23 protein-coding genes are annotated in these 25,230 nt (G+C 71.8%); 6 read left to right on the forward strand and 17 right to left on the reverse strand.

Going from position 1 to position 25,230, the window contains the following annotated elements; genetic code table 11:
• The first annotated feature begins 159 nt into the window (after positions 1-159).
• Positions 160-831 carry a bifunctional DNA primase/polymerase gene (locus tag ACFYYB_RS12795; RefSeq protein WP_389435157.1) on the forward strand — a complete coding sequence of 224 codons (672 nt, stop codon included), beginning with the start codon at positions 160-162 and terminating at the stop codon, positions 829-831.
• 84 nt (positions 832-915) lie between these two features.
• Here the strand turns inward: ACFYYB_RS12795 and ftsY are convergent, their stop codons facing one another.
• A complete protein-coding gene (gene ftsY / locus ACFYYB_RS12800) occupies positions 916-2,139 on the reverse strand; it encodes a signal recognition particle-docking protein FtsY (RefSeq protein ID WP_389435159.1) in 1,224 nt (407 codons plus the stop codon).
• A gap of 147 nt (positions 2,140-2,286) precedes the next feature.
• Between ftsY and ACFYYB_RS12805 the strand changes: the two genes are divergently transcribed.
• Both ACFYYB_RS12805 and ACFYYB_RS12810 read left to right on the forward strand, forming a co-directional pair.
• Complete coding sequence (locus ACFYYB_RS12805) at positions 2,287-3,753, forward strand: cytosine permease (RefSeq protein WP_389435161.1); 1,467 nt, start codon at positions 2,287-2,289, stop codon at positions 3,751-3,753.
• Between the two features lie 63 nt (positions 3,754-3,816).
• Complete coding sequence (locus ACFYYB_RS12810) at positions 3,817-4,803, forward strand: LLM class flavin-dependent oxidoreductase (protein ID WP_389435163.1); 987 nt, start codon at positions 3,817-3,819, stop codon at positions 4,801-4,803.
• 49 nt (positions 4,804-4,852) lie between these two features.
• On the opposite strand, the gene ACFYYB_RS12815 is transcribed toward ACFYYB_RS12810, so the two are convergent.
• The 4 genes from ACFYYB_RS12815 to ACFYYB_RS12830 all read right to left on the reverse strand — a co-directional run bounded on the left by ACFYYB_RS12815 (position 4,853) and on the right by ACFYYB_RS12830 (position 11,374).
• Positions 4,853-6,286 (reverse strand): sugar porter family MFS transporter, encoded by a 1,434-nt coding sequence (locus ACFYYB_RS12815; protein WP_389435165.1) that lies wholly within the window; start codon positions 6,284-6,286, stop codon positions 4,853-4,855.
• A gap of 253 nt (positions 6,287-6,539) precedes the next feature.
• Positions 6,540-10,283, reverse strand: a complete 3,744-nt coding sequence (locus ACFYYB_RS12820; RefSeq protein WP_389435167.1) for an AAA family ATPase — start codon at positions 10,281-10,283, stop codon at positions 6,540-6,542.
• A 227-nt stretch (positions 10,284-10,510) separates the two neighbouring features.
• A complete protein-coding gene (locus tag ACFYYB_RS12825) occupies positions 10,511-10,726 on the reverse strand; it encodes a hypothetical protein (RefSeq protein WP_030227372.1) in 216 nt (71 codons plus the stop codon).
• 366 nt (positions 10,727-11,092) lie between these two features.
• Positions 11,093-11,374, reverse strand: coding sequence for an acylphosphatase (locus ACFYYB_RS12830; protein ID WP_327304338.1), 282 nt, complete (start codon positions 11,372-11,374; stop codon positions 11,093-11,095).
• 146 nt (positions 11,375-11,520) lie between these two features.
• Here ACFYYB_RS12830 and ACFYYB_RS12835 point away from each other — a divergent pair, with 146 nt between their 5' ends.
• Positions 11,521-12,381 carry a CAP domain-containing protein gene (locus ACFYYB_RS12835; protein WP_389435169.1) on the forward strand — a complete coding sequence of 287 codons (861 nt, stop codon included), beginning with the start codon at positions 11,521-11,523 and terminating at the stop codon, positions 12,379-12,381.
• A gap of 135 nt (positions 12,382-12,516) precedes the next feature.
• Here the strand turns inward: ACFYYB_RS12835 and ACFYYB_RS12840 are convergent, their stop codons facing one another.
• The gene (locus ACFYYB_RS12840) at positions 12,517-13,128 is read right to left on the reverse strand and encodes a flavodoxin family protein (protein ID WP_389435171.1); all 612 of its coding nucleotides are present in this window, start codon (positions 13,126-13,128) and stop codon (positions 12,517-12,519) included.
• Positions 13,129-13,259: 131 nt separating this feature from the next.
• Between ACFYYB_RS12840 and ACFYYB_RS12845 the strand changes: the two genes are divergently transcribed.
• Positions 13,260-13,700, forward strand: a complete 441-nt coding sequence (locus ACFYYB_RS12845; RefSeq protein ID WP_389435173.1) for a winged helix-turn-helix transcriptional regulator — start codon at positions 13,260-13,262, stop codon at positions 13,698-13,700.
• On the opposite strand, the gene mutM is transcribed toward ACFYYB_RS12845, so the two are convergent.
• The 9 genes from mutM to ACFYYB_RS12890 form a co-directional block, all read right to left on the reverse strand.
• Positions 13,655-14,524, reverse strand: coding sequence for a bifunctional DNA-formamidopyrimidine glycosylase/DNA-(apurinic or apyrimidinic site) lyase (gene mutM / locus ACFYYB_RS12850; protein WP_389435175.1), 870 nt, complete (start codon positions 14,522-14,524; stop codon positions 13,655-13,657). The genes ACFYYB_RS12845 and mutM overlap by 46 nt on opposite strands.
• A 152-nt stretch (positions 14,525-14,676) precedes the next feature.
• Entirely contained in the window at positions 14,677-15,492 is an 816-nt protein-coding gene (rnc, locus tag ACFYYB_RS12855; RefSeq protein ID WP_389435177.1) for a ribonuclease III, read from the reverse strand.
• Between the two features lie 19 nt (positions 15,493-15,511).
• The gene (gene rpmF / locus ACFYYB_RS12860) at positions 15,512-15,685 is read right to left on the reverse strand and encodes a 50S ribosomal protein L32 (RefSeq protein WP_003965982.1); all 174 of its coding nucleotides are present in this window, start codon (positions 15,683-15,685) and stop codon (positions 15,512-15,514) included.
• Positions 15,686-15,687: 2 nt separating this feature from the next.
• Positions 15,688-16,335 carry a DUF177 domain-containing protein gene (locus tag ACFYYB_RS12865; protein WP_266882269.1) on the reverse strand — a complete coding sequence of 216 codons (648 nt, stop codon included), beginning with the start codon at positions 16,333-16,335 and terminating at the stop codon, positions 15,688-15,690.
• Positions 16,336-16,486: 151 nt separating this feature from the next.
• A complete protein-coding gene (locus ACFYYB_RS12870) occupies positions 16,487-17,518 on the reverse strand; it encodes a cell division initiation protein (protein ID WP_389435179.1) in 1,032 nt (343 codons plus the stop codon).
• Positions 17,519-17,635: 117 nt separating this feature from the next.
• Positions 17,636-18,115, reverse strand: coding sequence for a pantetheine-phosphate adenylyltransferase (gene coaD, locus ACFYYB_RS12875; RefSeq protein ID WP_243337845.1), 480 nt, complete (start codon positions 18,113-18,115; stop codon positions 17,636-17,638).
• Between the two features lie 29 nt (positions 18,116-18,144).
• Entirely contained in the window at positions 18,145-18,801 is a 657-nt protein-coding gene (gene rsmD / locus ACFYYB_RS12880; protein ID WP_389435181.1) for a 16S rRNA (guanine(966)-N(2))-methyltransferase RsmD, read from the reverse strand.
• Positions 18,798-21,035, reverse strand: a complete 2,238-nt coding sequence (gene recG / locus ACFYYB_RS12885; RefSeq protein ID WP_389435183.1) for an ATP-dependent DNA helicase RecG — start codon at positions 21,033-21,035, stop codon at positions 18,798-18,800. Before recG ends, rsmD begins: the two co-directional genes overlap by 4 nt.
• Before the next feature lie 26 nt (positions 21,036-21,061).
• Positions 21,062-22,705, reverse strand: coding sequence for a DAK2 domain-containing protein (locus tag ACFYYB_RS12890; RefSeq protein ID WP_389435184.1), 1,644 nt, complete (start codon positions 22,703-22,705; stop codon positions 21,062-21,064).
• Positions 22,706-22,948: 243 nt separating this feature from the next.
• Between ACFYYB_RS12890 and rpmB the strand changes: the two genes are divergently transcribed.
• Positions 22,949-23,134: a 50S ribosomal protein L28 gene (rpmB, locus tag ACFYYB_RS12895; protein ID WP_073911113.1), complete on the forward strand. Its 186-nt coding sequence runs from the start codon at positions 22,949-22,951 to the stop codon at positions 23,132-23,134.
• A 167-nt stretch (positions 23,135-23,301) separates the two neighbouring features.
• On the opposite strand, the gene thiD is transcribed toward rpmB, so the two are convergent.
• Both thiD and ACFYYB_RS12905 read right to left on the reverse strand, forming a co-directional pair.
• Positions 23,302-24,156: a bifunctional hydroxymethylpyrimidine kinase/phosphomethylpyrimidine kinase gene (thiD, locus tag ACFYYB_RS12900; protein WP_389435186.1), complete on the reverse strand. Its 855-nt coding sequence runs from the start codon at positions 24,154-24,156 to the stop codon at positions 23,302-23,304.
• Entirely contained in the window at positions 24,153-25,136 is a 984-nt protein-coding gene (locus tag ACFYYB_RS12905) for a thiamine-phosphate kinase (protein WP_266904108.1), read from the reverse strand. Before ACFYYB_RS12905 ends, thiD begins: the two co-directional genes overlap by 4 nt.
• Between the last annotated feature and the right edge of the window lie 94 nt (positions 25,137-25,230).

A 25,230-nucleotide genomic window follows, 5' to 3' on the forward strand; every position in this document is an offset into this window, starting at 1 on the left:
CCAGGCGCGATTCACTTGACACGAAGGCGAGACCGATCGGATGGACAGGAGTGCGCCGGGGCGTGCGCGTCACGGAGTGCGCCGGTCATCCGGGCAGCCAACACAACCGGCCGAGGTCGTAACCACCGGCACGTCCGACCCGTTGGAGGGGGCATGGGCATGGGCTTCACGATCGGCGGCAGCCGCGGCACCAAGGAGTTCCGTTCCGGCGCTCGGCGCCGCGGCCGGACGTCGGAGTGCACGACGGTGGCGGAGTACACCGGACTGTGGGGCTGGGACGTGGTCCCCGGCGCCCGGGCAGCGGGGCCGGCCCGCGACTGTTCCTGCGGTCATACGAATTGCGGTGCGCCGGGGGCGCATCCGCTGGCCCTCGCTCCCACGGTCCCGGCCGGCGCCACCCTCGACGAGGTCACCGAGACCTGGACCGGGTACCCGGGAGCCGCCGTGCTGCTCCCCGTCGGGCGCTCCTTCGACGTCATCGAGGTCTCCGCGGAGGCCGGGCGCCGCGCGCTGGTCCGGCTGGAGCGGATGGGGCTGCCGCTCGGCCCGGTGACCGCGACCCCGGACGGCCGGGCCCAGTTCTTCGTCGCCACGGGGGCGGCGGCCGGGCTGCCGCAGCTGCTGTACCGGATGGGCTGGGACGACGCCGATCTGGATCTGCGCGCACTGGGCCAGGGCTCCTACGTCACCGCCCCGCCCTCGGACTTCGCGGGCCTCGGCCCGGTGAGCTGGCTGCGCCCGCCGGCGCTGGACTCGGCCGGGGACCCGCCGCAGGCCCGCCTTCTGCTGGGCACCCTCGCCTACCTGTGCCACCGGCTGCGCCGCGCGTAGCCCCTCTCCCTGCTCCGCGCATGGCAGCGCCCCCGGGTCCTGGGACCTCGGGGGCACTGGCCGGCGTAGGAGCGGCGGGGGCGTTCAGTCGCCGATCAGGGCGTCGACGAAGGCTTCCGGCTCGAAGGGCGCCAGGTCGTCCGCGCCCTCACCGAGACCGATGAGCTTGACCGGTACGCCGAGCTCGCGCTGGACGGCGATGACGATGCCGCCCTTGGCGGTGCCGTCGAGCTTGGTCAGCACGATGCCGGTGATGTCCACGACCTCGGCGAAGACGCGGGCCTGGGTCAGGCCGTTCTGCCCGGTGGTGGCGTCCAGGACGAGCAGGATCTCGTCGAGCGGGCCGTGCTTCTCCACGACGCGCTTGACCTTGCCGAGCTCGTCCATGAGGCCGGTCTTGGTGTGCAGCCGGCCCGCCGTGTCGATGAGCACCACGTCGGCGCCCTCGGCGATGCCCTCCTTGACCGCGTCGTAGGCGATCGAGGCCGGGTCGCCGCCCTCGGGGCCGCGCACGGTGCGCGCCCCGACCCGGTCGCCCCAGGTCTGGAGCTGGTCGGCGGCGGCGGCGCGGAAGGTGTCCGCGGCGCCGAGCACGACGCTGCGGCCGTCGGCGACGAGCACGCGGGCGAGCTTGCCGGTGGTGGTGGTCTTGCCGGTGCCGTTCACGCCGACGACCATGATCACGGCGGGGGTGTCCACGCCGCTCTCGGTCTTCACCGCGCGGTCGAAGTCGGTACCGAGGAGCGCGACCAGCTCCTCCTTCAGCAGGGCGCGCAGATCGGCGGGGGTGCGGGTGCCGAGCACCTTGACGCGCTCGCGGAGCCGGTCCACCAGCTCCTGGGTCGGCGCGACACCGACGTCGGCGATGAGGAGGGTCTCCTCGATCTCCTCCCAGGTGTCCTCGTCGAGGTGCTCGCGGGAGAGCAGCGTGAGCAGCCCCTTGCCGAGCGTGTTCTGCGACCGGGCGAGGCGGGCGCGCAGCCGGACCAGGCGGCCGGCGGTGGGCTCGGGCACCTCGATCTCGGGGGCGGGCGGAGCCTCGACGACCGGGTCCTCGACCGCGACCGGCGATGCGAGGGCGTCCTCCGCGTCGGGGAGGACGACCTCCTCGATCGTGCGGCGCGGTTCTTCCGCCGTCGGTGCGGCGTCCTCCCCCACCTGCGGTTCGGCGGGCGGGGCAGTGATGGTCGGCGTGCTGGGCGGGGCCGTGGGGGGCAGCTGCTTCTTCTTGCGGCTGCTGACCACGAGCCCGCTGATCGCACCGACCGCGACCAGGGCGATGACTACGGCAAGGATGAGGATTTCCATAACCTCCCCAGTATCGGCCACGCGCGCGCCGAGCCGGGGACCCTGGAGGTTCACACCAGGACGTAAGCCTCTGTTTGTGCTTTTTGCGGCAAATCTACGATGATGAGCAGTCCCCCACGCCCCGCCCCTCCCCCACGGAGTACACCTATGCCTGCCGAGACCGCCGTCGAGTCGCGCGGACTGGAGCCCGTCCCGGACGCCGAGCGCCGCGGCCGGGTCCGTGAGCTCGTCCCGACCTGGGTCGCCGCCAACATCAGCGTGCTGCTGCTGACCATGGGCGCCGGTCTCGTCATCTTCAACGGGCTGAACATCTGGCAGGTGCTCGTCGTCGCGATCGCCGCCCCCATCGTCTCCTATGGGATCGTCGGACTCATATCCATCGCGGGCAAGCGCGGCGGCGCCCCCGGCATGGCGCTCTCCCGGGCCGTCTTCGGCCAGCGCGGCAACCTCTTCCCCGGCGCCCTGATCTGGGTCGCCCGCTGGGGCTGGGAGACCATCAACGCGGTCAGCGGCGCCTACGCCGTCCTGACCGTCCTGGACCTGGTCTTCGGCGTCAAGAAGAACACCGCGCTCATCGTCGTCACCCTGCTCTTCTTCGTCGGCTGCACCTTCCTGGTCTCCGGGCTCGGCATCAACGCGCTGCGCGTCTGCTCCAAGTGGTCCACGTACCTCTTCGGCGCCTTCAGCGTGCTCGTGCTCGGCTACCTGATCGCGGAGACCGACTGGTCCGCCGTCTTCGACAAGCCCGCCGGTTCCACCGCGATGATGATCGCGGGCATCGGCACCATCGCGGCCGGCGGCATCAGCTGGGTCCCCTCCGGCCCGGACTTCACCCGCTACCTGCCCCGTACCGCCTCCGCCAAGGGCATGGTCGGCGCGACCATCGGCGGCGCGGCCGTCGTGGTGATCCCGATGGTGCTCATGGGCGCGGTGATGGCGGTCGCCACCCCCGACCTGGCCACCGCGCAGGACCCGGTGTCCTTCATCGGCGAACTGCTGCCGATCTGGATCGCGGTCCCGTACCTGCTGATCGCCCTCATCGGCATGCTGCTCATCAACTCGATGTCCATGTACTCGGCGGGCTTCACCGCCCAGACCCTCGGCATCAAGGTCCCGCGCGCGGCGGCGGTCAGCGTCAACGCCGTCATCAGCCTGGTCTTCGGCTTCCTGCTCATGGTGGTCGCGACCAGCTTCTTCGGCTCGTTCATCTCCTTCCTGACCCTGCTGGCCGTGGCCTTCTCCGCCTGGATCGGCGTCTTCGGCGTGGACATGCTGCGCCGCCCGTCCTACGACGGGGCCGCGCTCCTGGACACCACGCGGACCAGCGCGTACTGGTACAAGGGCGGTTTCGCCTGGCAGGCCATGACCGCCTGGGGCCTCGCCCTGGTGGTGGGCCTGCTGTTCACGAAGGTCGACTGGTTCAGCGGCCCGCTGGCCACCACCTGGATCGGGCAGAACGGCCTGGGCTGGGCGGCGGGCATCGTCACCTCGGCCCTGCTGTACGCGGTCCTGCCGCGCACCCCGGCGGCCGCGGAGGCCGCCCCGGCGACCCCGGCCCCTGCCGCTGCCGCCACCGCCGAGGAGCGGGTCCCCGCCGGATCCCTGTCCAACTGACGCTGCGTCAGCTAACGTCCCCCTTCGCCCGCCCACCCACCTCCGGCGAAGGGGGACTTCTCCATGCCCATCACCGTGGCCCGGTTCAACCTCATCGACCCGAACGGCACCCCGGAAACCCTCTCCGCCCGCTACAAGGCCGCCCTGGAGATGGCGAAGTACGCGGACGACCGCGGGATCGACACCATCCAGACCGAGGAGCACCACGGCACCGACAACAACTGGCTGCCCTCCCCCTTCGCCTTCGCGGGCGCGGTCTTCGGCGCCACCCGCCGGATCGCCGTCACCGTCTCGGCGATCATCGGCCCGCTGTACGACCCGCTGAAGGTGGCCGAGGACATCGCGGTACTGGACCTGCTCAGCGGCGGCCGCCTCGTCACGGTGGCGGGCATCGGCTACCGGCCCGAGGAGTACGAGCAGCACGGCGTGGAGTGGGGCCGGCGCGGCAAGCTCCAGGACGAGCTGCTGGAGACCCTGCTGAAGGCGTGGACCGGCGAGCCGTTCGAGTTCCGCGGCCGGACCGTACGGGTCACCCCGCGGCCCTTCACCCAGCCGCACCCGCTGCTCCTGGTCGGCGGCAGCTCGGAGGCCGCGGCCCGCCGGGCGGCCCGCCTCGGGCTGCCGTTCTTCCCGAGCGCGCACCTGCCCGAGCTGGAGGCGTACTACAACGCGAAGCTCGCGGAGTACGGCACGGAGGGCTTCTGCATGATGCCGGCGGCCGAGACCCCGCTGCTGCACATCGCCGAGGACCCGGACCGGGCGTGGGACCAGTACGGCGAGCGGTTCCTGCACGAGGCCGGGATGTACGCCTCCTGGCAGTCCAAGGACATCCGCAGCGCCGTACGGTCGGGCGCGCGCACGGTGGCGGAGCTGCGCGCCGAGGGCGTCTACCGCATCCTGACCCCCGACGAGGCGGTCGCGTACGCCCGCGGCGCCGGCGAGGCGGGGAACCTGGTGCTGCACCCGCTGTGCGGCGGGATGCCCATCGACGAGGGCTGGCGCAGCCTGCAGCTGCTGTGCGAACAGGTGCTGCCCCGCCTCAAGGACTGAGACAGGGCAGTACGCGCTGCGGGTGGAGCGGGGCTGTCGGCGGGGCCGGTCAGCCCATCTCCTCCAACGACTTGCCCTTGGTCTCCGGCACCCACTTGAGGATGAACGGGATCGAGAGCACGGCGAAGACCGCGTAGATCACGTACGCCCCGGACAGGTTCCAGTCCGAGAGCGTCGGGAACGAGACGGTGATGACCCAGTTGGCGATCCACTGGGCGGCGGCCGCCACCCCGAGGGCCGCGGCGCGGATGCGGCCCGGGAACATCTCGCCGAGCAGGACCCAGACCACCACGCCCCAGGAGAGGGCGAAGAAGAGCACGAAGAAGTTGGCCGCGATGAGGGCCACGAGCCCCTGGGCGTGCGGGAGGGCGATGTCGCCGCCGCTGGTGTCCTTGTAGGAGAAGGCCCACGCGGCGAGCGCGAGGGAGATCGCCATGCCCACGGACCCGATGAGCGCGAGGGGCTTGCGGCCGATGCGGTCCACGAACACCATCGCGATCACCGTACCGATGATGTTCACGACGGAGGTCTCGAAGGAGTACAGGAACGAGGAGCTCGGGTCGATGCCGACCGACTGCCACAGCGAGGAGCTGTAGTAGAAGATCACGTTGATGCCGACGAGCTGCTGGAAGACGGAGAGGCCGATGCCGATCCAGACGATCGGCAGGAAGCCGAAGCGGCCGCCGAGGAGGTCCTTGAACGTGGACTTCTGCTCCGAGTGGATGGCGCGGTCGATCTCGCGGACGCGGGCGTCGGCGTCGATGCCCTCCCCCTCGACCTCGCGCAGGACCGTCTTGGCCTTCTCCATGCGGCCGGCCGAGACCAGGAAGCGCGGGGACTCGGGAATGGCGAAGGAGAGCAGCCCGTAGAGCACGGCCGGGACGACCATGACGCCGAGCATCCACTGCCAGGCTTCCAGGCCGCCGATCTTGCCGCGCTGGTCGCCGTCGGCGAGGTTCAGGATCCCCCAGTTGACGAGCTGGGAGATGGCGATGCCGATGACGATCGCGGCCTGCTGGAACGAGGCGAGCCGGCCGCGGTAGGCGGGCGGGGAGACCTCCGCGATGTAGGCGGGGCCGATCACCGACGCCATGCCGATGCCGAAGCCGCCGATGACCCGCCACATCGCCAGGTCCCAGAGCGCGAAGGGCAGGGCGGATCCGATGGCGCTGGCCGTGAAGAGGACGGCGGCGATCTGCATGCAGCGGATGCGGCCGATCCGGTCGGCGATCCGGCCGGCGGTGGCCGCGCCGAGGGCGCAGCCGATCAGCGCGGCCGCGATCACCTGGGCGAGCGTGGCGGAGCCGACGTCGAACCGGTCGCGGATGGCCTCGACGGCGCCGTTGATGACGGAGCTGTCGTAGCCGAAGAGGAATCCGCCCATGGCGGCGGCCGCGGTGATGAAGATGACGTGCCCGAGGTGGTCGGGCTGGGATACGTGGCCGCCGCCAGGGTCCTGGGGCCGCGTCGTGCTGCTGCTCAAGGTGCGCTCCTGCGTGCCGGCTGCGGGGTGGACGGGCTGAGGGTGTGATCCCTCCCAGTGGCACACAGGTCAAGATCGGGCACCACCCGGAAGGGCCATCGGTGGCACGCCTGCCCCGGACGGGCCCGGCCACACCCCACCGGGCTCCACTCGCGGCCACCCGGCCACCAGGCCACCCGGACCAGCCGTCATCCCACCGCACCGGGCCCCACCCGGCCGGCCCACCCGCACCCACCCGCACCAGGCGGCTCCGTCACCGCAGGCGCTGGCTGATCACCTTCGACACCCCGTCGCCCTGCATCGAGACCCCGTAGAGCGCGTCGGCGACCTCCATGGTCCGCTTCTGGTGCGTGATCACGATCAGCTGCGAGCTCTCCTGCAGCTCCTCCATGATCCGGATCAGCCGCTGCAGGTTGGTGTCGTCGAGCGCGGCCTCGACCTCGTCCATCACGTAGAACGGGCTGGGCCGCGCCTTGAAGATGGAGACCAGCAGGGCCACGGCGGTCAGCGAGCGCTCGCCGCCCGAGAGCAGCGACAGCCGCTTGACCTTCTTGCCCGGAGGCCGCGCCTCGACGTCGACGCCCGTGGTGAGCATGTTGTCCGGATCCGTCAGGATCAGCCGGCCCTCGCCGCCGGGGAACAGCCGTGAGAACACCCCCTCGAACTGGCGGGCCGTGTCGTGGTAGGCCTCCGTGAAGACCTGTTCGACCCGCTCGTCGACCTCCTTCACGACCTGGAGGAGGTCGGCCCTGGTCTTGCGCAGGTCCTCCAGCTGCTCGCTGAGGAACTTGTGCCGCTCCTCCAGCGCCGCGAACTCCTCCAGCGCCAGCGGGTTGACCTTGCCGAGCTGCTGGTAGGCCCGCTCGGCCGCCTTCAGCCGCTTCTCCTGCCGGGCGCGCACGAAGGGTTCCGGCCCGGCGTCCGCGTCCGGAGCCTCCCCGTCCGCGGACGGGCTCGGCGGCACCGGCTGGTCGGGCCCGTACTCGGCGACGAGCCCCTGCGCCGCCATCCCGAACTCCTCCAGCGCACGGCTCTCGACCTGCTCGATCCGCATGCGCTTCTCGGCGCCGAGCACCTCGCCCCGGTGCACCGAGTCCGTGAGCTTGTCGAGCTCGCCCTTGAGGCCGCGGCCCAGCCCCCGGGCCTCGTCGAGCTCGCGCTCGCGGACGCCCTTCGCGTGCTCGGCGGACGTGCGCTCCCCCACGGCGCGGGTCAGCGACACCTCGATGTGCGCCAGCAGCTGACGGGCTCCGTCGGCGACGGCCCCGGCCACCCGCACCTCGTACCGCAGCCGTTCCCGGCGGCGCTCGGCCCTGGCCCGGGCCTCGCGCTCGGCCCTGGCCCCGCGGTCGAGGGAATCGGCCCGGCCCGCGAGCCCCTTCACCCGCTCCTCGTGGGTCCTGAGCTGCAGCCGGGCCTCCATCTCGGTCTGCCGCGCGTTCGCTCCGTCGGCCGCGAGCCGGTCCTTCCTCGAGGTGTCCGGCTCCTCCTCCGCAGGCCTCTCCTCCGCGACGGCGAGCCGTTCCGCACACTCCTCCACGTCGGCCAGCGCCTGCTCCAGCGCGTCCTGCGCCGTGGCCGCGGCCGCGGCGGCACGCTCGGCTTCGCCCAGCGCCCCCTTCGCCTGCCCGGCGAGCCGCCCGAGCTGCTGCGCGACCCCGGCCCGCGCCCGCTCGGCGGCCCGCCGGAGCTCCCCGAGCTCCTCGACCCGGGCCCCGGCCGTCACCCGGCGCGCGTCCGCGTCCGTCTTCTCCCCCGCCAGCACCAGACACCGGCCGTCCAGCCGGGCCAGCTCCGCCGCGGCCTCGTCGACGGCGGCCTGCACCTCGATCAGGCTGGGCACCCCGGCGGAGCCACCGTGCGCGAGGTGCGCTCCGAGCACGTCCCCCTCGGCGGTCACGGCCACCAGCTCCGGCCGCGCGGCAACGAGCGCCTCGGCCTCGTCGAGCCCCCCGACGACTACGAAGTCCCGCAACACCCAGGCCACGGCCCGCACGACCTCGGCGTCCCCCCGCACGAGCTCCGCGGCACCGACCACCCCGTCCACCAGCGCCTGAGGCCCGGAGCCCGGCACGGTCAGCCCCACCGGCGCGGGAGACGCGGGTTCCGGGGCGGAGCCCCGGTTTCGGGAAGGGGCGGGGTGGGGGAAAGCGGCCCCCGGCCCGACCCCGCCGGCCGACCCGGCTCCGGTTTCCGGGGCCGACCCCGAGTCCGGCGCCGGGGCCTGGCCCGGAACTGCGGCCCCGGCCGCGGAGCCGCCGGAGGCGACCGGCGCGATGAGGAACGCCGCCCTCCCCGCGTCCCCCTCCCGCAAGTACCGGATCGCCCCGGCCGCGGCCGCCGTCGACGTGACGGCCACCGCGTCCGCCGCCGCACCCAGCGCCGCCGCCACCGCGATCTCGTACCCCGGGGTCACGGACAACCGCCGGGCGGCCGGCCCGAGCAGCCCCTCCAGCCGCGCCGCGAGCAGCTCGGCCGTGCCGTCCTTGCGGCGCAGCCCCATCGCCAGGGCGTCTCGCCGCGCCGACACCGCCGCCCGCGACCGCTCCGCCGCGGCCAACGCGTCCCGAGCCTCCCCGAGTCCGGCCTCCGCCGCCGCCAGCTCGGCCCGCGCCTCCTCGTACTCCCCCGGCCCGGAGCCGGCGGCGCCGTCGGCCGCCCCCGGGGATTCCTCCCCGACCTCCTGTGCCAGCGCCTCGTACTCCTCGCGCGCCTCCTCCGCCCGTGCCCGCGCCGCGTCCCGCGCCAGCACCAGCCGGTCGATCTCCGCCTGGGCGGCGCCCGCGCGGGAGCGGGCCGCGCCGAGCCGGCCCGTCAGCCGCGCCAGCGCCTCGCGCCGGTCGGCGATGGCCCGCGCCACGTCCCGTAGCCGCCGTTCCTCGTCGGCCAGCGCGCGCTCCAGCTCGGCCCGGTGGGCGACGGTGTCCTCCAGCGCCCGCGCGGCCGCCTCCTGTGCGGCCGTCAGTTCCGCCTCCTGCTCGCGGATCCGCGCGGCCTCCTTCTCCATGCTTTCGGGGTCCCGCTGGTCCCGGCCGGCCTCCTCGGCCGGCGCCGACGCCGAGGTGACCCGGGCGTCCGCCAGCGACACCGTCCCGCGCACCCGCTCGGCGAGCTGGGACAGTTCGTACCAGGTCTGCTGCGCCCGCTGGAGCCGGGGCGCGAGTTCCCGTACGGCCTCCTCCAGTTCGGATTCCCGCCGCACCGCCACCGCGAGCTGCGCCTCCGCGGCCTCCTTGCGCTCCTTCAGGGCCGCCTCGTCCGCGATCTCCGCGTCGAGCGCGCCCTTGAGCGTGACGAGGTCGTCGGCGAGCAGCCGCAGCCGCGCGTCCCGCAGGTCCGCCTGGATCACGGCCGCCCGCCGGGCCACCGCCGCCTGCCGGCCCAAGGGCTTCAGTTGCCGCTGCAGTTCGTTGCCCAGGTCCTGCACGCGCGCGAGATTGGCCTGCATCGCGTCCAGCTTCCGCAGCGCCTTCTCCTTGCGCTTGCGGTGCTTGAGCACTCCGGCCGCCTCCTCGATGAAGGCGCGGCGGCCCATCGGATCGGCGTGCAGGACGGAGTCCAGCTGTCCCTGTCCGACGATGACGTGCATCTCGCGGCCGATGCCGGAGTCGGAGAGCAGCTCCTGGATGTCGAGGAGGCGGCAGGTGTCGCCGTTGATCTGGTACTCGCTGCTGCCGCCGCGGAACATGATCCGCGTGATGGTGACCTCGGCGTACTCGATGGGCAGCGCGCCGTCGGAGTTGTCGATGGTGAGCGAGACCTCGGCGCGGCCGAGCGGGGGGCGGCCGGTCGTGCCGGCGAAGATGACGTCTTCCATCTTCCCGCCGCGCAGGGACTTGGCCCCTTGTTCCCCCATGACCCAGGAGAGCGCGTCCACCACATTGGACTTGCCGGAGCCGTTGGGGCCCACCACGCAGGTGATGCCCGGCTCGAAGCGCAGGGTGGTCGCGGAAGCAAAGGATTTGAAGCCGCGCAGGGTCAGGGACTTGAGGTGCACGCCGCCGGACTCTACCTTTCACGTTCGGTTTCGCCCATGAAGGTGCAGGGCACATCAGACGTTAAAGGAATGGGCCCCCCACCTGGCGCAACGCCGCCCGGCGGCCTTGTCCGAGGTGGGAAAGGCGGAGGAAAGCAGAGTAGGGAAGAACGGAAAGAAAGAAGGGACGCCGAAGCGTCCCTTGCAGATCAAGCGGTTCCGTAGATCGAGCGACGAGGGAGCGCGGATCAGGTGAGCGCAGGCTCCGCCTGGGGTACGTCGAGGTCGATGCTGTCAAGCAGCGAGTCTCCGTGCTGTGCGGCGGCCGCGTTCAGAGCGTCGTTTTCGGACTGGATTCGTCCGAGCTCGGACTCGAGGTCCTGGACGCGCTGCTGAAGCCGTCGCATCTCGGCGAGGAGTCGCGGGTCGGAACCGCCGACGTAACCGAGAAGCGCCTTTGCCATGATGGATGGTCCTCCACACTGAGTGACCGACCGAAGCGGTGTGGGTCGTGAGGGAATCGCACCCGCGGATGTCCGGCAGCGACTGTCAGTCACTGCATCGATCTTTGGCTGACACTGTGTACTGCCAGCACTGCCAAACAGCTCAGGTGCGCGGGGCTTCCAGCGTCTCACCAAAAAGTTTGACGGTCAACACGATCACGCCCCGTATCGGCGGGCATCCCGGCCCGCTCTAGGGGCATGGAGATCATCCTCGACTCCGAGCCTTCCACGGATCCGTCACGCCGGCAACGCGTCGGCGGTGAATGCGCAGTTCCGACCGCATGCGGACCATCCGGCGATGTGTTCAGTACATGATCAGTCGATCGCTCACCGGATCGCGAACCCGTCGTAACCGCCGCGCGGTGTGCTCCAGATCTCTGTCACCCCGTCCACGTTCCCGGGCGTGTCGGCACTGTGCAGCCACTCCAGGAGCCGGTGGCAATTCTCACGTTGACCTTCGGCCACCACCTGTACTCGCCCGTCGTCCAGGTTGAGCGCGAAGCCGATCAGTCCGCCGATCTCCATGGCGTTCGCCCTGGTGAACCAGCGGAAGCCCACTCCCTGTACACGGCCGCGCACCCAGGCGGTCATCCGCACATCTTCGTTCATGCCTGAACGCTAACCGGGCAAACAAATTCGGGTCACCTCGCCCCCTGCCGCCATGGCGTACAGTCGCGCAGCAATGAGCTCACCCATTTGGGTGAGTAAAGGTTGATCTTGAAGCGTTGACCCCAACCCCAGGAAGGTGAGCCACGATGGGACGCCACCGACTCCACGCCGCGCCGCGCCCCGGCGGCAAGCGCCGCGCCGCCCTGCGGGGCGGTCTCCTCGGCGCATCCGTGGCCGTGGCCCTCGGCACGGCGGCCGTCACCACGGGCTTCGTCCCGGTCGGCTCCGCCTTCCCCTACATAGGGGTCACGACCGCGGGCTCCGACGCGAAGACCACGGCCGCCAAGGCCAAGACTCCGGTCTCGCCGAGCACCCAGAGCGCGCTGGAACAGCAGGGCGGCCTCGCCAACCTCTCCGGCCGGGCCCCCTCGGGAGCGGCCACCCCTTCCGCCTCCCCCACGCCCTCCGCCTCACCTTCCCCGTCGGCCTCCCCTTCCCCTTCTCCTTCCCCCTCCACCAAGGCGGCGAAGACCCCGGAGGCGAGCCCCACCCCGACCCCGGTGAAGCCGAAGCCGAAGCCCTCCCCGCCGAAGACCTCCGTCCCGGCGGCCCCGCCCACCTCGGCCGGCCACTCCGCCGAGGAGAGCGCCGTACTCGCCCTGGTGAACCAGGAGCGCGCACAGGCCGGCTGCGTTCCCGTCCGGGCGAACCCGCCGCTGGCGGCGCTGGCCGGGGCCTTCAGCAAGGACATGGCCGTCCGGGGCTTCTTCGACCACACCGACCCCGACGGCAACACCCCGTGGGACCGCGCCACCAAGGCCGGCATATCGGGGATGGGCGGCGAGAACATCGCCCGCGGCCAGGGTGACGCGGCGGCCGTGATGAAGGCCTGGATGAACAGCCCGGGCCACAAGGCCAACATCCTCAACTGCGAGTTCCGCACCCTGGGCGTCGGCATGTACAACGCCGCCGGCGGCCCCTGGTGGACCCAGGACTTCGGCTTCTAGCAGCGGCTCCCCGCAACGGGAACGGGCGGGGGCACGGTCACGTGCGGCGGATATCGCCGCGCCCGACCGTGCCCCCGCCCGTTCCGCGTACCGCACCCGTGCCGGGCGGGCAGCGCCCGGCACCCGGGTCCTGTCTCAGACGGAGACGGAGGCCAGGGCGGCGCGGCCCGCGAGCAGGACACGGGCCTGGTCGGCGACGCGGGCGCCGAGGTGCTCGGCGGTGGCGATGTCGGCCTTGTGGACGAACTCGGGGCCCTGGTCACCGTTGGACTGGGCCGCGGCGCCGTCGAAGAAGCCGAGGCGGTTGATGTCGTTCTCGGAACCGGTGCTGGAGTTCCAGCCCGGCTTCAGGCCCAGGTTGACCCAGCTCATGCCGTGCTGCGAGGCCAGGGTCTGGAAGTAGTCGAGGGTGTTGCCCTTGTCTCCGGACTTGGAGCCGGAGTTGGTGAAGCCCGCGGCGACCTTGTCCTGCCAGCCGGCCGCGAACCAGATCTTCGAGGTGGCCTCGGCGAAGACGTGGAAAGCGCCGGAGGCGGTGCCCATGTAGGTCGGGGCACCGAAAACGATCGCGTCGGACGCGGTCAGCAGCTCCCACTGCGCGTCGTCGATCTCGTCGACCTTGATCAGGTGCACGGTCGCACCGGCCACGACGGCGCCGACCTTGACGGCCTCGGCGATCACAGCGGTGTGGCCGTAGCCGGAGTGGTAGGCGATCGAGACGACGGGGGTGAAATCGGTTCCGGACAAGACGGTCTCCCTCGGAAAACACCGTGGGGTACACGGCGCTGTGCGGCGTGAAGCAACGACAGAGAGGTAACCACTAACTTTTCGAAAGCGCAACCTGGATGGCTGGCGCTGCGCAGTAGTAGGCTGAAACCATGCAGACTCCAGGGTGTGGCGAGACAGAGGGTGACGGCGTGCCCGAACAGGCCTCCGAAGCCTTTGACGTGTTCGCTCGCACGTGCCCGTCCCGCGAGACGCTGGAACACGTCACGGGTCGCTGGGGCGGCCTCACGGTCGGTGCCCTGTCCAAGGGGCCGTGCCGGTTCAACGAGCTGCGCCGCCGGGTGGACGGCATAAGCGAAAAGATGCTCTCCCAGACCCTGCACGCGCTGGAGCGCGACGGCATCGTCAACCGGGAGGCCCAGCCGACCAACCCGCCCCGGGTCGACTACGAGCTGACCCCGTTCGGCGTATCGGTCGCGGAGCGCGTGGACGCGCTCATCGGGCTGCTGGAGGGCAGCATGCCCGCAGTGCTTTCTTCCAGGTCCGCCTACGACGCCACGCGCGAGACCCGCTGGCAGCGCGGGCAGAAGTAGCTCGACCGGTTCATCCAGGGCCTGCGCCGGATCGGAGTGCCGCAGCGCCGGCAGGGCTCGTCCTCCCGGCCGTAGGCGTCGAGCGAGCGGTCGAAGTAGCCGGACTCGCCGTTGACGTTGACGTAGAGGCTGTCGAAGCTGGTGCCGCCGACGGCGAGCGCCTCGTTCATGACGTCGCGGACGTGGCCGAGGAGTTCCGTGCTGCGGGGGCGGGTGAGCGCGGCCGTGGGGCGCTCGTAGTGCAGCTTGGCGCGCCAGAGCGATTCGTCCGCGTAGATGTTGCCGACCCCGCTGATCAGCGACTGGTCGAGCAGTGCCCGCTTCACGGTGGTGCGCTTGGCGCGCAGCGCCAGGTGATAGGCCGTTTCGTCGAACAGGGGGTCCAGGGGGTCCCGCGCGATGTGCGCGATGACGTCGGGGAGCCCCTCCGCGCTGTCGGGGACGCACGGGTGCAGCGACAGCCCGCCGAAGGTCCGCTGGTCGACGAAGCGCAGCTCCGTCCCGGCGTCGTCGTCGAACCGCATCCGGATGCGCAGGTGCTTCTCGTCGGGGGCGCCCTCCGGCTGCACGAGGAGCTGCCCGCTCATCCCGAGGTGCCCGAGCACCGAGTGCTCGCGCTCCTCCAGCGGCAGCCACAGGTACTTGCCGCGCCGCCTCGGTACCGCGAAGGTCTCCCCCGTGAGCCGCGCCGCGAAATCGGCGCCGCCGCCCTCGTGCCGGCGTACGGCGCGCGGGTGCAGGACCTCGACGGCCGTGACGGTCCGCCCGGCCACCCAGCGCTCGAGCCCGCGCCGCACCACTTCGACTTCGGGCAGCTCGGGCACGGGGGTCCTCCGGAGGGAGTGCGGGGCGGGACGCTGCCGCCGAGCCTACCGGGCCCTCGCGGACCGCCGTGCGGGGGCCTTTGCCGGAAAACGGGTCCGCCCCGCCGCCTGCCGGAGCAGGTGGCGGGGCGGGGAGTTCCCGGAAGAACGGATCAGGCGTCCGGGTCGGCGGGAGTCGGCGTCCCGTCGCCCTCGGCCGGAGCGGCCGTGGATCCGGCAGCCGCCGAAGTCTGCTCGCCCGGCGCGGTACTGATACCGCGCCACGCGGACTCGGCCGCCTGCTGTTCCGCTTCCTTCTTGCTGCGCCCGACACCGGTGCCGTAAGAGATCCCACCGACGCGCGCGGCGGCGGTGAAGGTCTTCTCGTGGTCCGGGCCGGTCTCGGTGACCAGGTATTCGGGCACCCCGAGACCTTCGGCGGCCGTGAGCTCCTGGAGACTGGTCTTCCAGTCCAGGCCGGCACCGAGGTTCGAGGACCTGTCGATGAGCGGGTCGAAGAGCCGGTGAACCAGCTCCGAGGCCGCGTCGAGACCCTGGTCGAGGTAGACCGCGCCGATCACCGCTTCAAGGGTGTCGGCGAGGATGGAGGCCTTGTCCCTGCCACCCGTGCCCTCTTCGCCCCGGCCGAGCCGGATGAAGGAGCCGAGCTCGAGCCCGCGGCTGACTTCGGCAAGTGCACGCGAGTTGACTACCGCGGCCCGCAGTTTGGCCAGTTGGCCTTCCGGCAGGTCGGGGTGGGTCGTGTACAGCGTGTCCGTGACCACCAGGCCCAGCACGGAGTCCCCGAGGAACTCCAGGCGTTCGTTGGTGGGCAGACCGCCGTTCTCGTACGCGTACGAGCGGTGGGTCAGCGCACGCACCAGAAGGGCGGACTCGAGTCGATACCCGAGCCGCCCTTCCAGAAGCACGTGGGACGAGGCCGCGTTCTTACTGTCTGCCTGCTTCTCAGCGTTGGACAGCTCAGACATTGCGCCTCTCACCAGCCGCTCAGACCTCGAGGACCTGGCGCTTGTTGTAGGTGCCGCAGCTCGGGCACGCAATGTGCTGGAGCTTCGGCTCCTGGCAACGCTCACACGAAACCAGGGTGGGGACCGCAGCCTTCCACTGCGACCGGCGGTGGCGCGTGTTGCTGCGCGACATCTTCCGCTTCGGAACAGCCACGGCTACTTCTCCTGCTTCTCGGCGGCGCCCTGAACTCCGTCGGAGGCAGTGCCGCTCATATTGTCCTTCTCGACGCCCTGATCGGTGACGAGTCCCTGCAGTGCCGCCCAACGGATGTCGACGGCGTCATGATGGTGGTCCGGGTCGTCGTTCAGGCTGAGCCCGCAATCGGGGCACAGTCCGAGACAATCCTCCCGGCACACCGGCTGCAGCGGCAGTGCGAGCACCACCACATCGCGCAGCACGGATTCGAGGTCGAACAAGCCGTCCTCGAGAAAGAGTGTGTCCTCGTCGTCCTCGGCGTCGTCGGCCGGCTCCGCCTTGGAGCGGATCCGGTCGTCGGCGTCAGGGTACGAGAACATCTCCTGGAACTCCGCCTTGAGCTCGCGCTCGACGGCCTCCAGACACCTTACGCACTCCCCGGTCGCCCAGCCACGGACGGTGCCTGTGACAAGCACCCCTTCCATGACCGACTCCAGCCGGAGCTTGAGGTTCAGCTTGTTGCCCTGGGGCACTCCGATGACACCTGCGAGACCGAGGTCCGCCGGCGCCGCGATCTCACGGGACAGCCGCAGCATGGCACCAGGACGCCGACCCAGCTCGTGCGTGTCGAACACGAGAGGGTTGCGGTGGTCGAGGTGGGTGTTCAGGGCTGTTCCCGCTTTCACAAAATCACTGGAGACTGCTGAAGATCAAGACTTCCGCCACGTGGGGGCAGCATGGATCGCGGTGCATACGCGCGACCGAAGAGCCAGGATACCCGCCGCTTCGCCCTGAGCCCAATCCAGGTTCCGGACGGGCTCAGCGCCCCTGCTCGTACTGACGCAGCTGGTCCAGATTGATCATGCTCGTGTCGAAGAAGCTGGTCTCGTCCAGGGCCGCCTGCTGGTCCTGCACGGGCTGCTGCTGGTAGCCGCCGTAGGGGTCGGGCTGCTGCTGCTCGTACGAGACCGCGTACGGGTCGGGCTGCTGCTGGGGCTGCTGGTAGCCGGAGTAGGGGTCCTGGTAGGCGTACGCGTCCTGCTGTACGGGTTGCTGGTAGGCGTAGGCGTCGTACGAGGGCTGCGGTTCCGGCTGCGCCTGTGCGGGGATCAGCGGCGCCTGCGGCTCGGCCAGCCCGGCCAGGAAGTCCGCGTCGCTGGAGGAGCGCGACTGGCTGGAGCCGACGGCGTCCTGGGCGGCCATGTGCGCGCCGAGGTCGTCGGTGGCCACGCGGCCCAGCAGCTTCTGGCGGCCCCGGCCGACGGCCTCCAGGGTCTTGGAGAGCACCGCTTCGAAGGTGGCCAGCTTGGTGTCCACGTACGCGTCCGCCTGCTGCCGCTGCGTCTCCGGGTCGTGGCTGCGCTCGGGCGCCTCGGCGTCGGGGTAGCCCTGCTCGTCGAGCCCGGCCCCGCGGCCGAGCAGCTTCTCGCGGCCCCGGTCCACCGAACCGATCGTCTTGGTGAGCACGACCTCGAAGTTCGCGAGCTTGCTGTCGACGTAGTCGTCGGCCTCGGCCTTGACCTCGTCCGCCTCCCGGCGGGCGTCCGCCAGGATCCGGTCCGCCTCGTCCTGGGAGCGCCGCGCGACCTCGGTGTCGGAGATCAGCGAACCGCGCTGGGCGTGCGCCGACTCGATGATCCGGTCCGCCTCGCGGCGGGCCTCCTCGACCATCTGCTCCCGGCCGCCGATGAGCTCCTGGGCCTGGGCCAGCGAGCCCGGCAGGGCGCCCCGTACCTCTTCGAGCAGGGCGAGCAGCTCGGCGCGGTTGATCACGCACGAGGCCGACATGGGCATGGACCGGGCGCTGCCGACGGCCGCGACGATCTCGTCGAGCTTCTTCTGCACGTCCATGGGTGCTCGCACTCTCTCGGCCCCGGGCGGTTCCCGAGACGGACGGGACGACTGTAAGGCCACCGGCCCGGGAGCCGACACCGGCTGACTCCCGGTCAGGGGGCGCTGGCGGCCGGGTCAGCGCCTGGGGAGCCGCTCCAGCAGCGCGGCGTGCACGTGCGCGGGCAGCAGGTGGGCGACGTCGCCGCCCCAGGCCGCCACTTCCTTGACCAGGGAGGAGGACAGGAAGCTGTAGGTGGGATTGGTCGGGACGAAGAGCGTCTCGACGCCCGACAGGCCCATGTTCATCTGGGCCATCTGCAGCTCGTAGTCGAAGTCGCTGACGGCGCGCAGCCCCTTGACGATGGCCGGGATCTCCCGCTGCTTGCAGAAGTCGACGAGCAGTCCGTGGAAGGACTCGACCACGATGTTGCCGTAGCCGGCGGTGGCCTCGCGGATCAGCTCGATCCGCTCTTCGACGGTGAAGAGCCCCTGCTTGGACTGGTTGATCATCACGGCGACGTGGACCACGTCGTAGAGCCGCGAGGCCCTGCCGATGATGTCGAGGTGTCCGTTGGTGATGGGGTCGAACGACCCCGGACAGACGGCGCGGCGCAACTGCATTCCCTCGTTCCCGGGTGCGGGCTTCATGACTCTTCGCTGGTGGAGGCGGCGCGACCGTACCAAAGGGTGCCCTCGCCGTACTTCCTGGAGCGCAGCGGCTCGAAGCCGTCCGGCCACGGGAAGGCCCCGCTGCGGGTCCTGCGCTCCACGGTGACGAGCGCGTCGCCGGTGAGCCAGCCATTGGACCGGAGTGTGAGCAGGATCTCGCAGAGGTGCGCGTGCTCGACCTCGTACGGCGGGTCCAGGAAGACCATGTCGTACGGGTCCCCGTGCGCGGCGCCGGCCACGATCTGCTCGGCCCTGCCGGACCGGAATTCGGCGCCGGGCAGGCCGACCGACGTGATGTTGTCCTTGATCGCCTTGGCGGCCTTGGCGTCGGGCTCGACCAGCAGCGCGTGGGCCGCGCCGCGGGAGAGCGCCTCCAGGCCGACGGCGCCGGAACCGGCGTAGAGGTCGAGGACGCGGGCCCCCTCCACTCCGTGCAGCGACTCCCAGGTGGAGAAGAGTCCTTCGCGCATCCGGTCCGAGGTCGGGCGGGTGCCGGTGCCGGGCGGTACGGCGAGGCGTCGCCCGCCGGCGCTTCCGGCGATCACGCGGGTCATCTGGGGTCCTTCGGTGAGCGGGGCAACGGGTGGTGCAGGTGTTCCACGATAGGTCGTGCCCGTCGCCGTGCCCGTCACCCCTTCTCCAGGTACTGCTCCCGCTCGGTGTCCAGCAGGGCGTCCAGGGCGGTCCGCAGGCCCGGCAGCTCCGTGAGTTCGGGGTCGGCGGCGACCACGCGGGTGGCCTCCTCCCGGGCCTGGGTGATGACCTCCTCGTCCTCGATGACCGCGAGCATCCGCAAGCTGGAGCGGACACCGGACTGGGCCTGGCCGAGCACGTCGCCCTCCCGGCGCTGCTCCAGGTCGATGCGGGAGAGCTCGAAGCCGTCCAGGGTGGCGGCGACGGCCGCGAGCCGGGCGCGGGCGGGGCTGGCTTCGTGCATCTCGCTGACCAGCAGGCACAGCCCGGGGGCGGAGCCACGGCCGACGCGGCCGCGGAGCTGGTGGAGCTGGGAGACACCGAAGCGGTCCGCGTCCATGATGACCATGACGGTGGAGTTCGGGACGTTCACGCCGACCTCGATGACGGTGGTGGCGACCAGCACCTTGACCTCACCGGCGGTGAAGCGGCGCATCACGTCGTCCTTGTCGGCGGGGTCCATCCGCCCGTGCAGCACCTCGACCGAGAGCCCGGCGAGCGGGCCCCGGGTGAGCTGCTCGGCGATCTCCAGCACCGCGAGCGGGGGCCGCCGGTCGCCGTCGTCCTCGGCCGCCGCCTTCTTCTTGGCCGCGGCCGACTTCGACCCCTTGGCTCCCTTGCCGTTCTCGTCCTCCCCGTCGCCGATGCGCGGGCAGACAACGTACGCCTGGTGGCCGTTCTCCACTTCCTCGCGGACCCGCTCCCAGGCCCGGGCCAGGAAGTGCGGCTTGTCCTTGGCGGGCACCACGTGGGTGGCGATCGGGGAGCGGCCGGCGGGGAGCTGGTCCAGTACGGAGGTCTCCAGATCGCCGAAGACGGTCATGGCGACCGTGCGCGGGATCGGGGTGGCGGTCATGACGAGCAGGTGCGGGGGCTGCTTCCCCTTGGAGCGCAGGGCGTCGCGCTGTTCCACGCCGAAGCGGTGCTGTTCGTCGACGACGACCAGGCCGAGGTCGTGGAACTGGACCTTGTCCTCGATGAGCGCGTGCGTGCCGATCACGAGGCCGGCCTCGCCGGTGATCAGGTCGAGCAGTGCCTGACGGCGGGCGGGCATCCCCATCGAGCCGGTGAGCAGCACCACCTTGGTCCCCCGGTCGGAGCCGCCGAGCATGCCTCCTTCGGCGAGCTCGCCCATCATCTCGGTGATGGACCGGTGGTGCTGCTGCGCGAGCACCTCGGTGGGGGCGAGCATGGCGGCCTGTCCGCCGGAGTCGACGACGGCGAGCATGGCCCGCAGCGCGACCATCGTCTTTCCCGAGCCGACCTCGCCCTGGAGCAGTCGGTGCATGGGGTGGTCGGTGGCGAGGTCGTCGAAGATCTCCTTGGAGACGGTCCGCTGGCCTTCGGTGAGGGTGAAGGGGAGCTTGGCGTCGAAGGATTCGAGGAGGCCGCCGGGGGTGGGGCGGCGGGGTACGGCCGGGAGCTGGGAGTCGGCGTGCCGGCGGCGGGCCAGGGCGACCTGGAGGACGAAGGCCTCGTCCCACTTGAGGCGGCCGCGGGCGTCCTCGATGTCGGCCTTGGTGACCGGGCGGTGGATCTTCAGCAGGGCTTCGGTGAGCGGGACCAGTGCGCGGTCCTCGCGCAGGGCCGGCGGCAGCGGGTCGACGACCTCCTGGGCCCTGGGGAGCACCGCGTCCACGCACTTGGCGATCTTCCAGGACTCCAGCTTCGCGCAGGCCGGGTAGATCGGGATGAGCTGGCTCGCGAAGGCGGTGGCCGCGTCCCGGTCGGAGGCGTCCGCGCCGAGCGGTTCGTAGGCCGGGTGGGCGAGCTGGAGCTTGTGGTTGAACATGCCGACCTTGCCCGCGAACATCGCGCGGCTGCCGGGCAGGAGGTCCTTGTGCGGCTTGTGGACGCCGGACCCGAAGAAGACGAGCTGGAGCCGTCCGCTGCCGTCGGTGATGGTGACTTCGAGGCGCTTCCCGCCGCCCCGGCTGCCCTGGTACGTGAGCAGGCGCGCGTCGGCGACCTGCGCGACCACGGTGACGTGCTCGTCGATCTGGTCGGCGAGTTCGGCAAGCGAGGTCAGTTCGCCGCGCTCCGCGTACCGCCGGGGGTAGTGGTGGAGCAGGTCCAGGGCCGTGTGCAGGCCGAGCTGCTCGGCCAGCACCTTCGCGGTGGCGGGGCCGAGGGTCTTCTTGAGGTCTTCGTCGAGCGCGGGCACGTGTTCCATTGCACACCATCGCGCCGACAACCCGGCTATTCCACCCCGATGAGCAGCGGCGCGGACCAGCGTCCGCCCTGATAGGTGACGGTGTCGACGGCGAGGTGACCGTGCTGGACGTACGCCTCCAGCAGGCCGGCGAGCTCATCGGGGGCGTCGGGGCCCAGGACCAGGGTGACCAGTTCGCCGCCCGATCCGAGCATGCGGGCGAGGACCGCCTCGGCGGTCTCGGCCAGGCCCGTGCCGATGACGGCGACGTCGCCGTCGATGAGCCCGAGCACGTCGCCGGCCTGGCAGATGCCGGCCGAGGTGAAGGACTGCCGTTCGGCGACGGCGAGTTCGCCGTAGCGGGTGGCTCCGGCGGCCGCGGTCATGGCGACCACGTCCTCGTCGAAGCTGCCGTCCGGGTCGTGCACGGCGAGGGCGGCCAGGCCCTGGACCTCGGAGCGGGTGGGGATCACGGCGACCCGTACGCCTTCGGCCCGCGCCTGCTGGGCGGCGGCCGCGGCGACCGCGCGCAGTTCGGCGCCGTTGGGGAGCAGGACGACCTCGCGGGCGTGCGCCTCGCGGATGGCGTCGGCGAGTTCGGCGACGGCCGGGGGTTCCCCGGGCCGGGCGAGCACGGTGGTGGCGCCCGCCTCTCCGCAGAGCCCGGCCAGTCCCTCGCCCTGGACCACGGCGACGACCGCGCGCTGGGAGCGCTCGCCGCGGGCGCGGCGGCGTTCGTCGCCGAAGTGCGTGATGCGGATCCGGTACGGCCGCCCGGCGACCACCGCGGCCTCCACGGCCGCGCCGGGGTCGTCGACGTGGACGTGGACGTTCCACAGCCCGTCGCCGCCGACCACCACGAGGGAGTCCCCGAGGGAGTCGAGCCGGGTGCGCAGCCGGTCGACCTCCGGCTCGGGGGCCTCCAGCAGGTAGATCACCTCGTAGGCGGGTCCGCCGTGCTCCTCGGCGCAGGGCTCGGCCGGCTTCGGTACGGGCACGGCCCGGCCGCGTACCGGTTCGGGCGCCGGCTCCCGCCCGGACAGCGCCTGCCACAGGGCCCCGAGTACGGCGACCAGCCCGCAGCCCCCGGCGTCGACGACCCCGGCCCGCCCCAGCGCGGCCAGCTGGCCCGGGGTTTCGGCGAGGGCCGCGCGGGCTCCGTCGTAGGCGGCCCCGGCCACGTCGGCTGCGTTCTCGGAGGGTCCGGCGGCGGCTTCCGCGGCCCTGGCGGCGGCGGTGGCGACGGTGAGCATGGTGCCCTCGACCGGGTGCGCGACGGCCCGGTACGCCTCCTCGGCGGCCCGGGTCAGCGCCTGCGCGAGCAGCCGGGCGGGATCCCGCCCGGCGGGCTCGTCGCCGAGTACGTCGGCCACGCCGCGCAGCAGCTGCGCGAGGATCGTCCCGGAGTTGCCCCGGGCGCCTATCAGGGCGCCGTGCGCGAAGGCCCGGACGGCTTCGGGGAGGGTGGCTCCGGCTGTGCCGTCCGTCACTCCGGCGAGGAGGTCCGCGAGCTCGCGGTCGGCCGATTCGGCGGTCAGGTAGAGGTTGGTGCCGGTGTCCGCGTCGGCGACGGGATAGACGTTGATCGCGTCGATGTCCTCGCGGGCCCGGCCCAGTGCGGCCAGGGCCAGCGAGCTCCAGGTGCGTACCGCTTCGGCGTTCAGGGGGTACGGCTGAGGCTGGTGCGCCACCGGGCGTTCCTCCTTGTGCGGGCCAGGGTTCACCGCAGGGTAACGAAGGACTGCCGGGAGGACGGGACCCCGGGGCCGGGGCGGCCGGGGACATGGTAGTTTTCTTGGACCGAGGCAGTCGTTGTATGCTGCTCCGGTTGCCCGATGAGAGTCGGGCCATTCCCCCCGGCAAACCACTTCAGATCTCTGATACCGGTGCGCCGGGATTCACTGTAAGTGCATCTGAAGTCTTTGGAGTGACCTGTGGCTGCCAACTGCGACGTTTGCGCCAAGGGGCCGAGCTTCGGCAACAGCATTTCCCACTCGCACCGCCGCACCTCGCGTCGCTGGAACCCGAACATCCAGCGTGTCCGTGCCGTGGTCAATGGGACGCCGAAGCGCCTCAACGCCTGCACCTCGTGCATCAAGGCCGGCAAGGTCTCGCGCTGACGCCTTCCGTCGTAGCGCAGCCCTTTCCGGTTGCTGAGAAGGCCGGTCCACCTGGTGGACCGGCCTCTTGCTTTGCCTGATCGAACATGATCAAACCTGTAGGGCCTGCTTCACCCCGTACGTGTACGGGGTGAAGCAGGCCCTACAGGCGTTTCAGGGCAGACGGTTCAGCCGCGCCACTGCCACGCGTGGTCCACCGGGCCGATGCCCGCGCCCAGGGAGAACCCGGCGGCGATGGCGCCGGTGACGTACTCCTTGGCCTCGGTGACGGCCTCCGGGACGGTCCGGCCCTTGGCCAGGCCCGCCGCGATCGCGGCGGCGAGCGTGCAGCCGGTGCCGTGGGTGTGCCGGTTGTCGTGACGGGGGGCCCGCAGCCAGCGTTCGTCGGCGCCGTCCGTCAGGAGGTCCACGGCCTCGCCCCCGTGGGCGGCGAGGTGGCCGCCCTTGATCAGCGCCCACGCGGGCCCGTACGCGAGGACGGCGTCGGCGGCCCGGCGCATGTCGTCCTCGGTCTCCACGACGACCCCGGTGAGCTGGGTCACCTCGTCCAGGTTCGGCGTGGCGACGGTGGCCCGGGGCAGCAGTTCCGCGCGTACGGCGTCCAGCGCGGTGGCCGCGAGGAGCGCGTCCCCGTGCTTGGAGACGCCGACCGGGTCCACCACCGCCGGGGCGGCGGTCGCGGCGAGCAGTTCGGCCACGGCCTCCACGAGCGCGGTGGAGGAGAGCATGCCCGTCTTCACGGCCTGGACGCCGATATCGTCCACCACGGCCCTGTACTGGCCCTTCACGGCCTCCACGGGGAGTTCCCAGACCCCTTTGACGCCCAGCGAGTTCTGCGCGGTCACAGCGGTCACCACGCTCATCCCGTGGACCCCGAGCGCCAGCATCGTCTTGAGGTCGGCCTGGATGCCCGCGCCGCCGCCGGAGTCGGATCCGGCGACGGTCAGGCACAGCGGCGGGTGCGGGCGGGGCGGGGTCACGCCTATCGAACCGGCACCGGGGGCACCGGGGGAACCGCTCATCGCGGGGTGTCCTCCGCGGCCGCGTCGCCGCCGAAGTGGTCCCAGCCGCCGGTGGAGGCCCAGGGGGCGCCGTCGACGGTCACCTGGGGCAGCGCGGAGCGGTTCTGGACCTCGCCGATGACCTTCCAGCGGGCCGGGAGCTTCACGTCCGGCGGGAAGGTGGCCACGATCGCGTGGTCCTCTCCCCCGGTGAGGACCCACTGGAGCGGGTCCACGCCGACGGCCTGCCCGATGTCGTGCATCTGCGTCGGGATGTCCACGGCCGCCGAGCGCAGGTCGATCCGTACCTTGCTGGCCTCGGCGATGTGCCCGAGGTCCGCGATCAGGCCGTCGCTGACGTCGGTCATGGCGGTGGCGCCGAGTCCGGCGGCCGCGGGGCCCGCGTGGTACGGGGGCTCCGGGCGGCGGTGGGCCTCGACGAAGGCGCGCGGCGAGCGGAAGCCCCGCGAGAGCACCGCGAAGCCGGCCGCGGACCAGCCGAGCCAGCCGGTCACGGCCACGACGTCGCCGGGCTGGGCGCCGGAGCGCAGCACGGGTTCGTGGTTGCGCAGGTCACCGAGGGCGGTGATGGCCACGGTGATGATGTCGCCGCGGACCACGTCGCCGCCGACCACGGCCGCGCCGGCGACCTGGCATTCGTCGCGGATGCCGTCCATCAGCTCGGTGGGCCAGGTCGCCGGCAACTCCGCCGGGACGACGAGGCCGAGCAGCAGCGCCGTCGGCACCGCGCCCATGGCGGCGATGTCGGCGAGGTTCTGCGCGGCGGCCTTGCGGCCGACGTCGTAGGCCGTGGACCAGTCGCGCCGGAAGTGCCTGCCTTCCAGCAGGATGTCCGTGCTCGCCACGACCCGCCGGTCGGGGGCCGACACCACCGCGGCGTCGTCGCCCGGGCCGACCCGGACCGCCGGGGTGGTGGTGAGCCGTGAGGTGAGCTCCCGAATGAGCCCGAACTCCCCCAGCTCGCCCACAGTGCCCTTCATCGCTGTGCCCCTTCTTGCCCAGTCCGCTTGCGGTCGCGAGCCGTCACAGCTCTGGGTACCGTCAACAGATACGTCAACTTCTGCTCTCCGTACG

It is taken from the genome of Streptomyces sp. NPDC002886 (assembly GCF_042888445.1).
GTDB lineage: Bacteria > Actinomycetota > Actinomycetes > Streptomycetales > Streptomycetaceae > Streptomyces.